The sequence below is a fragment of the Vibrio sp. 970 genome, assembly GCF_033339075.1.
Genome location: NZ_JAWOTW010000637.1, coordinates 1 through 565 on the forward strand (window position 1 = coordinate 1; position 565 = coordinate 565).

A 565-nucleotide genomic window follows, 5' to 3' on the forward strand; every position below is an offset into this window, starting at 1 on the left:
AACCAATGCCACAGGATTTTTGCCCTCAAAACACCAACAGTTACCGAGATAAAATCACCGAACGTCATAGTGATTCACGCGTGGAAAACATTGTCAGCTATATCGAAACGCACCTTGAACAAGAGTTGAGCCTCGAACACATTGCAGAGGTATTCTCGATGAGTGTGTCAAACCTACAACGCCGCTTTAAACAGTCACTCAATATGACGGTGAATGGTTATATCCGTTATCGTCGTCTTGAGATCGCAAGAGTACATTTGGAGCGTGGTTTAGTGTCGATCACTGAAGCCGCGTACGAAGCGGGCTATCACCATCCTTCTAATTTCACTAATGCGTTTAAAAAAGTGTTCGGTGTGCCTCCCCATGAGATCGTAAAAGAGTGACGGGAGCGCTCAACAATGCGTCTATCCAGCCTACTTAGGTACTTTGGGGGTATATATCGTCAGCGACATGAGTATATACTCGCGTTAAACATCAAGCCAATGCCATCGGGTTGCAAATCAAACGCTGCGTAGAAACCAATATGTTTAACGCGCTGATACACAACAACAATTAACGGCATCGG

Annotated in this window: 1 protein-coding gene; it reads left to right on the forward strand. The window is 45.1% G+C overall.

Features of this window, described 5'->3' with window-relative positions; translation table 11 throughout:
* On the forward strand, positions 1 to 383 hold a 383-nt coding region (locus R7Q11_RS28330), incomplete at its 5' end, for a helix-turn-helix domain-containing protein (protein WP_225467247.1).
* Positions 384 to 565: the final 182 nt, after the last annotated feature.